The sequence below is a fragment of the Halorutilus salinus genome (assembly GCF_026242195.1).
GTDB lineage: Archaea > Halobacteriota > Halobacteria > Halobacteriales > Halorutilaceae > Halorutilus > Halorutilus salinus.
The window spans coordinates 98,214-108,895 of the sequence record NZ_RKLV01000008.1; the positions used below are offsets into that span (position 1 = coordinate 98,214).

The 10,682-nt window shown below is 57.5% G+C and carries 12 protein-coding genes; 5 read left to right on the forward strand and 7 right to left on the reverse strand.

What is annotated here, in order from left to right; all coding sequences use genetic code 11:
• Positions 1 to 133 precede the first annotated feature (133 nt).
• Positions 134 to 550, forward strand: coding sequence for a DUF8104 domain-containing protein (locus tag EGH25_RS09045; RefSeq protein WP_266087789.1), 417 nt, complete (start codon positions 134 to 136; stop codon positions 548 to 550).
• On the opposite strand, the gene EGH25_RS09050 is transcribed toward EGH25_RS09045, so the two are convergent.
• Positions 536 to 1,579 (reverse strand): Cdc6/Cdc18 family protein, encoded by a 1,044-nt coding sequence (locus EGH25_RS09050; RefSeq protein ID WP_266087790.1) that lies wholly within the window; start codon positions 1,577 to 1,579, stop codon positions 536 to 538. The two genes, EGH25_RS09045 and EGH25_RS09050, sit on opposite strands and share 15 nt — an antisense overlap.
• A gap of 163 nt (positions 1,580 to 1,742) precedes the next feature.
• On the opposite strand from EGH25_RS09050, the gene EGH25_RS09055 reads away from it, so the two are divergent.
• Entirely contained in the window at positions 1,743 to 2,549 is an 807-nt protein-coding gene (locus EGH25_RS09055; RefSeq protein ID WP_266087791.1) for a Cdc6/Cdc18 family protein, read from the forward strand.
• A gap of 457 nt (positions 2,550 to 3,006) precedes the next feature.
• On the opposite strand, the gene EGH25_RS09060 is transcribed toward EGH25_RS09055, so the two are convergent.
• The 4 genes from EGH25_RS09060 to EGH25_RS09075 are packed head-to-tail and all read right to left on the reverse strand — an operon-like array spanning position 3,007 to position 5,439.
• A complete protein-coding gene (locus EGH25_RS09060) occupies positions 3,007 to 3,234 on the reverse strand; it encodes a hypothetical protein (RefSeq protein ID WP_266087792.1) in 228 nt (75 codons plus the stop codon).
• A gap of 48 nt (positions 3,235 to 3,282) precedes the next feature.
• Complete coding sequence (locus EGH25_RS09065) at positions 3,283 to 3,573, reverse strand: DUF8036 family membrane protein (RefSeq protein WP_266087793.1); 291 nt, start codon at positions 3,571 to 3,573, stop codon at positions 3,283 to 3,285.
• On the reverse strand, positions 3,573 to 3,854 hold the full coding sequence (locus EGH25_RS09070; RefSeq protein ID WP_266087794.1) for an ArsR/SmtB family transcription factor: 282 nt from the start codon (positions 3,852 to 3,854) through the stop codon (positions 3,573 to 3,575). Before EGH25_RS09070 ends, EGH25_RS09065 begins: the two co-directional genes overlap by 1 nt.
• A 49-nt stretch (positions 3,855 to 3,903) precedes the next feature.
• Positions 3,904 to 5,439 carry a molybdopterin-dependent oxidoreductase gene (locus tag EGH25_RS09075; RefSeq protein WP_266087795.1) on the reverse strand — a complete coding sequence of 512 codons (1,536 nt, stop codon included), beginning with the start codon at positions 5,437 to 5,439 and terminating at the stop codon, positions 3,904 to 3,906.
• 183 nt (positions 5,440 to 5,622) lie between these two features.
• On the opposite strand from EGH25_RS09075, the gene EGH25_RS09080 reads away from it, so the two are divergent.
• Positions 5,623 to 6,309 (forward strand): class I SAM-dependent methyltransferase, encoded by a 687-nt coding sequence (locus EGH25_RS09080; protein WP_266087796.1) that lies wholly within the window; start codon positions 5,623 to 5,625, stop codon positions 6,307 to 6,309.
• Between the two features lie 211 nt (positions 6,310 to 6,520).
• Positions 6,521 to 7,423, forward strand: coding sequence for a CAP domain-containing protein (locus tag EGH25_RS09085; protein WP_266087797.1), 903 nt, complete (start codon positions 6,521 to 6,523; stop codon positions 7,421 to 7,423).
• Here the strand turns inward: EGH25_RS09085 and EGH25_RS09090 are convergent.
• Positions 7,420 to 9,072 carry an acetate--CoA ligase gene (locus tag EGH25_RS09090; RefSeq protein ID WP_266087799.1) on the reverse strand — a complete coding sequence of 551 codons (1,653 nt, stop codon included), beginning with the start codon at positions 9,070 to 9,072 and terminating at the stop codon, positions 7,420 to 7,422. The two genes, EGH25_RS09085 and EGH25_RS09090, sit on opposite strands and share 4 nt — an antisense overlap.
• A gap of 427 nt (positions 9,073 to 9,499) precedes the next feature.
• Here EGH25_RS09090 and EGH25_RS09095 point away from each other — a divergent pair, with 427 nt between their 5' ends.
• Complete coding sequence (locus tag EGH25_RS09095) at positions 9,500 to 10,105, forward strand: hypothetical protein (protein WP_266087801.1); 606 nt, start codon at positions 9,500 to 9,502, stop codon at positions 10,103 to 10,105.
• Between the two features lie 36 nt (positions 10,106 to 10,141).
• Here EGH25_RS09095 and EGH25_RS09100 read toward each other — a convergent pair whose 3' ends face one another.
• The gene (locus EGH25_RS09100; RefSeq protein ID WP_266087803.1) at positions 10,142 to 10,579 is read right to left on the reverse strand and encodes a hypothetical protein; all 438 of its coding nucleotides are present in this window, start codon (positions 10,577 to 10,579) and stop codon (positions 10,142 to 10,144) included.
• Positions 10,580 to 10,682: the final 103 nt, after the last annotated feature.

The following is a 10,682-nucleotide window of genomic DNA, read 5'->3' on the forward strand; positions in this document are numbered from 1 at the left end:
TATAACCTCAACGATAATAAGTACTGGGACATTACAGAAAGGGGTTACAAGATTCAGAAGGTAAGGGAACTCCGCAGGCTACGGAAAGACGGCGACGAGTAACCTCTATCCTTTACGACACCTATTCTTTTTTGTGGACTACCCAAGCTATGACGGCTTCGCGGAAACACTCGACTCAGGCTTCAACGATCTGGATATTGAGAGCTTTCTTGAGGAGTCACAGGAGAGGAGCCGAGAACTACTGGAGAAAGAGCTGAAACGTATTGAGCAGGAGTTAGAGAACCGCGACCAAATTCACGAAGAGAACACCAGCGAACTGGAGTCAAAGCTTGATTGGTACCTTGACCGTCTGAGAACCACATACAACACGTTCCACGGAGCGGGAGAAGACGTCGACGAACTGAAGGAGAAGATAGAGGTGCTGTACAAGGATATCCGACGCGAGAAACGCAACCGTTGGCGTGACAGACAGGAGCTAGAAAGGGAGCGCAGAGAACTCCTGAAAGAGATAGAAGAACTGGAGGAGGACACTATTTCAGATCTCCTCTAATCCACGGAGGCGTATCTCCCGCGTTTTTCCTTTCTTTCCGCCGTAATGGTACTCCGCCTGTATCAGGTTGAGTAGTTCTAGCTGTTTGATGTAGTCGCTCAGCCTTCTATCCGACACTGCCTCTTTTTCGCCTACGGTTTCTCGGTACTTTTTGTACACATCACCTGTCTGAACCGTTTCCTCACCGGTTGAGGTTAGCTCTTGTATCGAGGTATAGACATGAGTATGGTGTTCGGTCAGGTCGCCCAGGAGATAATCGACGTACCTTGCCTGGGCGTCGACTTCTACTTCCTTGACGAGGTTCTCGGAGACATGGTCGTCGGTGTTCAACGCGGCTTCCCTCAGCCAGAACAAACCGACCGTGGCGTTCTGCGTCTTCGAGGCAATGTAGGTTAGAGCATTTTTATGCAGTGACCTTTTCTCCAACGACTTCTCCGCTCTCTTCTTCAGTATCTCGTAAGCCTGTTTTCCGGTGTATGGCTCTATACTTGCCCTCCGAGGATGTAGCGAACTGTAGGTACGCTCTTCGAGCACCGAAGCAGGATCTGCGTGGTTGGAAGACACGACGACCAAGCTAACGTCCTTGGTTCGGGAGAGGTAGTACAGAAGACCGTCACCGTCCTTCTGCAGAAGAAAGTCCACATCGTCGAGGACGATAACCGTGTTCACGCCCGATACCCTGTCTTGGACCTTCCTCTGAAGCTCGGAGGTATGGTGACCGGTTCCTACCTCCTCCCGCGATACGTCGCTGTAGATCTGTTTCAACGCCTTGTACTGCGTGTTGTGTAGCTTACAGTCTACGTAGGATGAAGGAGTGGAAGCGGGCAGATCTTCAAGAGTTTTCCTGGCGAGAAGCGTCTTACCCGTTCCGTTCGGTCCGTGGAGATATAGGTTCTGTTCGGCGTAGTCGGTTATATCGGAGAAGGCTTCTGTGAGAACCGCCTTCTCCTCCTTGCGGTCTACGAGGTTCTTTGGAGTGTACTCGGGTTTCAGGGGCTGTGGGTCCGAGATTACGTTGTCTCGATTCATAATAGGGTAAGAGTGAGAGGTAGGGTTACACCGGTTTATGGTATCCGAGTTTCAGTTGAGAACGGTATTGGCTCCGAGTGTTATATACTAATTCACCCGACCTACTCAAGCGAACCACGGTGGTACCCCTCTCTTTTGAATATAACCGAGTAGTTGTATATCGATGTTCGACAACGCCACCTCATCCGGTTCCGGAATCCTACGCAAGGAAGCCTACCTGACCACCGATTACGAGCCTCAGGATCCTGTAGGACGCGATGCCGAGATAGACAGGATAGCCGACGCGGTCCGTCCTCTGTCCAGACGCAGAACCCCCGAGAACCTCTTGGTCTACGGTCCCGCAGGAGTCGGGAAGACGACCTGTGTCAAACACGTCCTCGATAACCTCGATCAGAACACGTCTGTCAAGACCATCTACATCAACTGCTGGCAGTACAACACACGAAGCTCACTCCTCACCGAACTACTCATAGAACTCGGATATCCGGCACCACGGAAAGGAAAACCCGTGGACGAACTCCTTTCGAAAATCTCTGAGTGGTTAGACAAGAACCGAGGGGTAGCCGTTGCCCTCGACGAGTTCGATCAGCTTGACGACCAGACCGAGGTAATCTACGACCTACAGATGCTCAACGAGGAAGCCGACAACCCGCTCGGACTACTAATGGTCTCGAACCGCCACCCACGAGCGGTAAAGCTCGATCCGCGAAGCCAGAGCCGGTTGAACTGTCAGACACTCGAATTCAAGCCGTATACTGCTCCGCAGCTGGTGGAGATCTTGGAAAAACGTGTTGAGAAGGCTTTCCGACCTGGTACAGTGCCTAACGAAGTCCTGGAAGAGATCGCTGAGTACGTGGCAGATAACAGCGGTGACTGTAGGGAGTCTCTCCAGATTTTACTGAGATTAGGTAGGAAGGCAGATAGAGAAAATAGACAGAAGATAGAAGCTAGTCACCTCATGAAGAAATAGATTTCAATTACACCGGGTTATAATTTCTCAGATTCCTATTACGCGGCGTAATCGATTCGGTAAGTAATGAGCTAGACAAATTCAGTATAACCTATCTAAGCCTGAAGCTTATGACGCGGGTTTTTATAAAGTAACGGCATGTAATACCAGCTGAGGAAACCCGGAAGCCAGCGAGGAAGAATACCAGACGTAGAAGGGTTAAGCGAGAAACGCCGAATCAGAAATAAGCTCTGAGCGGGAAAACATTTCGTAAAATCGCAAGAAAGCGCGGGGTTCAAAACCCCGCCTTCCCAAGCTCATAGCCCGGGTTCAATTCCCGGTCGGCGCACTGAGCGAACGGAGTGAGCGAAGGAGCAGAGCAGGAATTGAACAGTGAGCGACGGAGGAGCGACCGGGTTCAGTTCCCCGTCGGCGCGGGGGGTTAGGCAACGAACAAACAGACCGACGGAACCCCGTTTCAGCCGTCTTCGGTGATATAGATAGACAGTACGTAGATAACAACCGACGGTATGAGTAGACCGAAAGAGACGAAGCTGGCGACGGCGATATACGCCGACGGTATGAGGGAGCTGTTGAACGCGGTCAGAAGCAGACCGAATCCGAGTACGGGCAGGAGGACGGCGACCGCGGCATGCTGGAACGGCGATAGAGCCTTGAACCATCCGAAGACGTTTCCGAAACCCATGCGCATAGGTGGTTTTTCTCCGGCTTAAGGGTTCTTTTTCGGTGCCCGCTACTTCGCCGTCGTCCATGTTAGCGCGAGAAGGGCGACTAGCTGAAGCCCGCGGAGAAAGACGACGACGCGTTGAGCCGTCGGACTCGTTGCGTACAGCATCTCCATGCTGAAGTAGAAGTATATCGCCGCGAGGTTCTCCGCCGAGAGAGCGACGGCGAATATAACCAGACCGAGTATATGCGGCGATCTGAACTTTGTGTAGTTTGATATCCATATGTAGCTCAGCGCGCCGAGTAGGACGAGGTTAACGCCGGAGACGACGACGGTTACGAACGTCCACGTCTCCATCATAGACCGTCCACCTCGCTCACTATCTCCTCGAAGCTGTCGCGGTTCTCCTCGAACCTGTCGGTGAGGAAGTACATCTCACCGTAGTCGTTGCCACCGGACTCTACGATCCCGTATTCCTCTAACATCTCTATATGGTGCCTAACCGTCTTGTAGTCAAGGTCGAGGCTCTCCGATAGCCTGTTCGCGTTCTTGGGGCGGTCGTCGAGCGACCGTATTATACGCGCCCGGTTCTCGCCGCCGCGTGTTCCGGCGAGCAGGTACCAGAGAGCCTGTTCCATCCGGTACGACTTCCTCGCGCGTTGCAATAAAACCGCACGCTCTCCGGCGTCAGACCTCGCGCGATACCCATCCCGACGGACCCGACGGGAACCTGTCGCGTTCCTCCTCAGGCTGGAGGTTCCCGTTTCCGTCGCGTGCACGCACGGTGACCGTATCGCCGTCCTCGCCGTCGAAATCGTACACCCACTGCCGCCAGACATCCTCGCCGTACGGCGTCTGTCCCGTCGCCTCAGGCGGTTCGCCCGCGGTTTCGGGTAGGGGTTCGGAGAGCGTCGCCTCGTTCCACGTCTCTTCACCGTCGGTCGAAACCTCGACAGCCTCTATACCCCGCGTCCCTGCGTATGCGTGACCCGCGACCTGTTTGCGCCCATCGGGGAGATCGTTGACGGCGTGTAGCTTGGCGACGGTGATGACGGGTCCGGTTCCCTGCCATCCGCGCTCCTCCCAGTACCCCGTCGCCTCCTCGTCGAGAACCTCTATCTCGGTTATCCATTTGACGTTTATCTCACCCCAGTGACCGGGTATGAGTGCGCGCGCCGGATAGCCGTGTTTGCGTGGAAGCGCGTCGCCGTTCATACCGTATGCGAGGAATCCGTCGCGTGTCGCGTCGATGGGGAACTCCTCGTAGTAGCCGTCGGAGGCGCGGAGCATGACGCAGTCGCAGTCGCCGCCCGGATTCGCGCGTTCGATTATCTCCCAGAGAGGCACGCCCGTCCAGAGGGCGTTGTCCATCTTACGTCCGTTCAACGTCTCACCGACGCACCGGAGCGTGCTGAAACGGTGGCTCGCCTCCTTGGAGGTGAGCTCGTCGTAGGTCACGGTTATCTCCTCCTCGACCTCGCCCGTGACTGTGAGCGTCCATTCCGACTCGTCGACGTTGGGATCCACGGAGTTTATATCGACGCCGTAGAAGCCGTCGCTCACGAGCGGTTCGAGTCCTTCGACACCCAGAGAACGTTCGTCGGCTTTGGACAGAAGCTCCTCAGCCTCCTTAGCCTCAGAGGTCGACAGACCGATCTCGCCGAGCGTCTCCGTCCCCGTGCTTCGGGAGCCGAGGAGGTACGAGAAGACGGACAGGCTCCCTACGCCCGCCGCCGTGCCCAGTACCTCCCTGCGTCCGTGGGGTTCGCCCTTCGTCTCCGGGTATCTGCGTAGGAACTCTGCGAAAACGACGACGCCCGCGGGCGGAACCGCCGCGCCGAATGCGAGAGCCGGTGCGCCCGTGAGACCGTAAGCCGTCGCCCACGAGAGGAGGAGTGTGAAGATCGCACCCGCGGCTGGGGTGCGACGTGAGACGGCGGTACCGAGAAGACCGAAGGAGCCGAAGACGGCGACGCCTACGGCGAAAGCCATGAGCAGGTTGAGGCTCTGACCGAGGTCACCGAGAACCGTAATGGCGAAGTTGACCGCCGCGTCGGGCATGACCGCGGTCAGAAAGCTCTCTATCGGCGCGACTACGAACCCGCCTGTGAAGCCGGCTGAGGCGTACGAGCCTGCGAGAGCCGAAGCGCCCGCAAGCGCCGCGACCGCACCCGTCGGAACCAAACGGAGTAAACGTTCTACGGTACCGGATTCGTCCACCACCGTGTCACCTCGCACCGTACGGCTGAGGCTTCTTGAACAGGTTGTCTTCCATCATGTTCAGACAGACGTTGTTTAGCTTATTATACGTTTCCCGAACTGGTTACGGCTTCTCACCCAACTTCGACCGTGATCCGCCTCGGCACCGACCGTAACCGTCGTGAACCACCGTCCCGTACCGCCGTCATGAACGTACGCGAGGAGTTCGACGACTGGGCGCGCGAAGGGCGCGACAGAGGCATGGAGGAACGGCACCTTAACACGGCGAAGCACGCGCTCGCACGTATTCCTGTGGAGAAGGGCGACTACGTTCTCGACCTCGGAACAGGATCGGGGTATGCACCCCGCGCGCTACGCGAACGCGGCGCGGGACGCGCGTACGGACTCGACGCCTCACCCGAGATGCTCCGTAACGCGCGCGGCTACACCGACGGCGACGGCGTCGGCTACGTACGCGGCGACTTCGAGCATCTACCGTTCGACGACGGCGTGTTCGACGGTGTCTTTTCGATGGAGGCATTCTACTACGCACGCGACCCTCTCGACGCTCTCGCCGAGGTACGCCGCGTTCTCCGACCCGGCGGTACGTTCTACTGCGCGGTCAACTTCTTCGAGGAGAGCGAGACGACGCACCGATGGCAGGAGAAGGTCGATGTCGGTATGACGCTCTGGAGCCGCGCGGAGTACCGCGAAGCCTTCCGCGAAGCCGGCTTCTACGTCGCGTCTCAGGATCACATCCCCGACAGAGAGGTCGAGATACCGCCTGCTGATGAGTTCCCGACGGACGACTGGGAGAGCCGCGAGGCGATGGTCGACCGTTATAGACGTTGGGGAACGCTTCTTACAGTAGGCGTTTCCGCAGAGAACGAGTAACACGAGTGACCGTGGGGAACGCTTCTCACCGTAGGCGTTTCCACAGAGAACGAGTAGACACGAGTGACCGTGGGGAACGCTCCTGACCGTAGGCGTTTCCGCAGAGAACGAGTAACACGAGTGACCGTGGGGCACGCTTCCGACCGTACGCGTCGCATCTTGTGCTCTTGGGCTTAGGCTTAAGTCGAACCGGTGACAACCGGTGTAGTAGATGGACAGAAAGAAGCTGATACTCGGTACCGTTCTCTGTCTGGTTCTCGTAGGCGCTCTTTCGGGATGCGTGGGTCCGACGCAGGACAGTAACAACACGAGCACCGACGGCGCAGGAGCCGGGGGTACGGCGACCGACGGCGGTGGCGAAGACAACGGTGGTACGGACGGCGGTGCGCCCGTCGAGGAGGTAGACGTCGACACGTCGAACATGTCCGCCGAATGCGACGTACAGGGAAGCGTCATAACGCCGGAGCAGACACAGGGCGTCGACAGCCTCTACTCACGTATCGGTCCCCCGTTCGACGCGAGACAGGCTGAGGCGATGCTCCACCGCGAGCTAAACCAGCTACGTGAGACCCACGGAAACGACAGCATAGAGCCGCTTCTCTGTGACCCCAACCTGCGCGAGATAGCGCAGGAGCACAGTAGGGTGATGGAGAAGCTTGAGTTCGTGCGCTCGGAGGTACCCGACGACAAGATGCCTGAGGACACGAACATCTCCACAAACCCCGAGTACGGCAACCTGAGCGTCCGTTACGGTGGTGTCTGTAGGGAGGTAACCGAGTCGTACGGAAGATGGCTCTACCAGCGTAACAAGGATATCGGCTGGGAAGGCGACGATCTGCCCTTGACACAGAGGGAGAAGGTCGACGTTATAGCCGATCACGAGGAACTCGTACGTGACATGCGCGGTGTCTGGTTCAGCGACAGAGCGAACCTGACACCCCCGCTTACCGTAGCCAAGCTACGTATCGTCAACGACGGACAGAGCTTGGAGGAGGCGACCGGAAACAAGGAAAGCATGGGGTACCTGACCAACGCTAACTACACGCGTCAGGGTATAGGCATGCATATAGACCGTCAGACGCGCGAGGTCTACGTAACTCAGGTTCTGTGCTAACTACCGTCGGACTCCTGCTCGCGTAGCTCCTTCCTACGTATCTTACCCGTCACCGTCTTGGGGAGTTCGTCGACGAACTCCACCTCGCGCGGATACTCGTGCGCCGACAGCTCGTCCTTGACGTGCTGTTTTATCTCCTGCTTCAACGTCTCGGAGGTATCGGTACCTTCGCTCGGCACTATGTACGCCTTGACGATGTTGCCGCGTTTCTCGTCGGGCTTGGGTACGACGGCACTCTCGGCGACCGCCTCGTGCTCTCCGAGCGAGCTTTCGACCTCGAAGGGTCCGATACGGTAGCCTGACGACAGTATGACGTCGTCGGCGCGTCCCTCGAACCAGAAGTAGCCGTCGTCGTCCTTGTGTCCGAGGTCGCCCGAAAGGTACCACTCGCCGTCGGATCCGTCGACGAAGCAGTCGGCGGTCTTTTCGGGTTCCTCCCAGTACTCTGCAAAGAAGCACGGAAAATCTCCGCGCTCCGCTATCTCACCCGTCTCACCCGCTTCGAGTACCTCTCCTGTCTCAGGGTCGACGATCTCGGCTTCGATACCGGGTAGCAGCTTACCCATGCTTCCGGGACGTAGCTCCATAGCGGGGTAGTTGTTGATCACCATGTTCCCCGTCTCCGTCTGTCCGTACGTGTCGTGTACGGTCACGCCGAGAACCTCCTCGCCCCAGTCGACGACACCCGCACTCAGGGGTTCGCCGATAGAGAGGGCGTGCCGAAGGTCGAGGTCTACGTCTTCGAGGAGTTCGTCCTTCTCGCGTAACATACGGTACGCCGTGGGTACGCTGAACAGGACATCGATCGGGTTTTCATCGAGTAGATCCGCCCATTCGGCGGGGTCGAACTCCCCCTCGTAGACGAACAGCGTCGTACCCCAGAACCACGCACCGAGCGTGTTGATAGGTCCCGTAAGCCATCCGAGATCCGCGGTCGACCAGTAGAGGTCGTCGTCCTGTAGGTCGACGGCGTACCTCTGCGTCGCGGCGACGCCCGCAACCCACCGGTGTTTGTGCAGAACCCCCTTGGGCAGACCTGTCGTGCCGCTGGTGTAGTACAGGAGCGCGTCGTCCTCGCCGCCCGTACGCTCCGCGTCGTACTCGTCGTCCGCGGAGTCGACCGATTCGCCGTACGACGTGTACCCGCCCGCGTCGTCGCCGACGACGAAGACGGTGTCGACATCCGCTTCTTCGAGAGCCTCCTCGACGGTTCCGAGGTTGTCGCTCGTGGTGATGATCGCGGACGCGTCGCAGTCACCGAGCCTGTACGAGATACCGTCGGGTCCGAAACGCTCGTTTATTCCGCCGAAGACAGCACCCGACTTCATCGTCCCTATGAGCGAGACGTAGTGCTCAGGGACACGCGGCATGTAGCTAAAGACACGGTCGCCGGTACCGATACCGTTTTGTTCGAGGACGTTTGCGAAAGAGGACGACTGACGCGCCAGTTCGTCAAACGTCATACGTGTCTTACTTCCGTCCTTGGCGACGTGTACCATCGCGTCGTTGTCGCCGCCCTCGGCGTGTCTGTCGCAGGTCTCGTGCGCGACGTTTATTTCGCCGGGTGCGTCCCAGTCCGCCTCGCCGTATATCTCCGACCAGTCGAAGCTTTGGTACTTTTCGTCGTAGTCCTCCAAGTTGTGGGACATGACGGCGTATATTCGTTGCGCGCACGAATCAAGTTAACCTTGCCTCAGAAAGGTCAGAATGCGGTTCGAGACGCCGACAGGTGTTAACCGAGTCCCTCAGCGGTTGCTACGGGTGAGTACGATGTGGATACCTCCTCAGAGGGATCCGATGGCTGATGACCCAAACCACTACGACAAGAACTGACTCCGGACGGCTTAATCCGCCCCGGACACCTCAACTCCAACACAGTTAGGTTCCGCTCTTATCCCTTCTCACCGGTAAATCTCCTCTGGATGAGAAACAATGTCTGACCAAGACGACCCTTCAGAAACGCGTCGGCGTACAGCACTCAAAGTAGTGGGTGGCGCAGTAGGGGGTGCCTCAGCCGCCGGTGGCACACTCCTGTATACATCACGACCGGTCGCCGCCGCCACAGACGTCAGTACGATGGCTACGGTAGAGCTTGACTCTAACCAACAGGATGTCACAGGCGTGACGATCGCTCCGGAGATAGAGTTCAAATGGAGCGACTTCTCCGACGGCGTGACCGACTTCCAGCTTGACGTTGAGGTGACGACCGAAGCAGGTCTCGACGAGCAAGCTATGAACAGCCTGCTTCCTGAAGGTGAGTCGGTCGATGCCGGTACGATCAAAACAAGCTGGAACAACCAGTCGAGTAAAACCAGCGCCGTCAATGTCGCGAGTAGCAGTGAGTTCTCCACAGACGGTAGCGGTAACAGCGACGTATCCGATGTGACAGCCGACAGCGGCACATCCTTCGGTGATGCGAGCGGGAAAGGAACCGTCAAGCTCACCGAACAGGCTCTCGCCAGCAACTCGTTCTCGAAAAAGCTCTATCCGCAGGGGATCGACGACGGCGTAGCGGCTGGCACACGGGTCACGACAAATATCAAGCTTGATCTGCGCGAGGGGAGTTCAACCGAGGCAACGATCGACTACAACACCATGGAGTATGGTGTCGTTGTAGACAACCCGAGCATGAGCGGTAGCGAAGGCGATACGACGCTGAATACTAACGCAACCGGGAAGTGAGAGGTTTAGAACCCCTCCGGCGCAGTTGATGGGGTTTTACTCAATAGATCGCCGGTCAATCTCCTCGCTCAGCTCGCGCATGAACCCTGCGACGGTATTCCCCATCAGATAAACAGGACGACCTTCTTGGAGAACCGAGTCGAGGACTGACGCGGCTGGCTCAGACTCGTCATGCAGGGCAACCTCGGCGTTGACGCGGTGTTGTAGGAGCGTGTCCTGAGTTCCGGCGGTGTGAATACGACCGATTAAGCTGTTTGCGTGGAGCCGGTTGGGATAATGTACGAAGGAGGCTGTCCGTCCGGCTCGGTCGCGATGTGTGTAGACAAACGGCGTGATGGTATCCTCCTCAAGCCGCTCGGTGAGAAACTGTCGTAGGAGTTCCGTGGATTCGATGTCGTTCATCATAGCGCCGTTCGCTATGAGTTCTCCGCCCTCCAGACTCTGCCAGCCCCACTCATCGTGAAGACGTTTCAATCCCTTCTCTGGGTTTTCTACTTCTGGGCTCTGGTGAATCACTAGGTAGCGATGGATTGTATCGTTAGAGCAAGGAGAATGAAGCGGGAAACATCGAGTTGGA

Excerpts from the sequence above, each read along its gene's own strand:
- EGH25_RS09055 (WP_266087791.1), top strand. The coding sequence starts at position 1,743 with ATGTTCGACAACGCCACCTCATCCGGTTCCGGAATCCTACGCAAGGAA.
- EGH25_RS09070 (WP_266087794.1), bottom strand. The coding sequence starts at position 3,854 with ATGGAACAGGCTCTCTGGTACCTGCTCGCCGGAACACGCGGCGGCGAG.
- EGH25_RS09085 (WP_266087797.1), top strand. The coding sequence starts at position 6,521 with ATGGACAGAAAGAAGCTGATACTCGGTACCGTTCTCTGTCTGGTTCTC.
- EGH25_RS09090 (WP_266087799.1), bottom strand. The coding sequence starts at position 9,072 with ATGTCCCACAACTTGGAGGACTACGACGAAAAGTACCAAAGCTTCGAC.
- EGH25_RS09080 (WP_266087796.1), top strand. The coding sequence starts at position 5,623 with ATGAACGTACGCGAGGAGTTCGACGACTGGGCGCGCGAAGGGCGCGAC.
- EGH25_RS09095 (WP_266087801.1), top strand. The coding sequence starts at position 9,500 with ATGGCTACGGTAGAGCTTGACTCTAACCAACAGGATGTCACAGGCGTG.
- EGH25_RS09060 (WP_266087792.1), bottom strand. The coding sequence starts at position 3,234 with ATGGGTTTCGGAAACGTCTTCGGATGGTTCAAGGCTCTATCGCCGTTC.
- EGH25_RS09050 (WP_266087790.1), bottom strand. The coding sequence starts at position 1,579 with ATGAATCGAGACAACGTAATCTCGGACCCACAGCCCCTGAAACCCGAG.
- EGH25_RS09065 (WP_266087793.1), bottom strand. The coding sequence starts at position 3,573 with ATGGAGACGTGGACGTTCGTAACCGTCGTCGTCTCCGGCGTTAACCTC.